Genomic DNA, 243 nt, shown 5'->3' on the forward strand with positions numbered 1-243 from the left:
GCCGAAGCCATCTTTTCTTTTCGGATCATGCGATCCAAAAACCTATCCGGTATTAGCATAAGTTTCCCTATGTTATCCCAGTCTGAGAGGCAGGTTGCCTACGTGTTACTCACCCGTCCGCCGCTAGGGTCCGAAGACCCTCGCTCGACTTGCATGTATTAGGCACGCCGCCAGCGTTCGTCCTGAGCCAGGATCAAACTCTCCAATAAAGTTTGTTACTGGTTCAAAGCTGGCAAATCATTT

Annotated in this window: 1 rRNA gene; it reads right to left on the reverse strand. The window is 49.8% G+C overall.

Annotation, left to right across the window (positions count from 1 at the left end):
• Positions 1-209: ribosomal RNA gene (locus M3630_RS30830) — 16S ribosomal RNA — on the reverse strand; the annotation flags it as partial.
• Between the last annotated feature and the right edge of the window lie 34 nt (positions 210-243).

It is taken from the genome of Brevibacillus sp. MER 51, from assembly GCF_023714195.1.
Lineage (GTDB): Bacteria > Bacillota > Bacilli > Brevibacillales > Brevibacillaceae > Brevibacillus.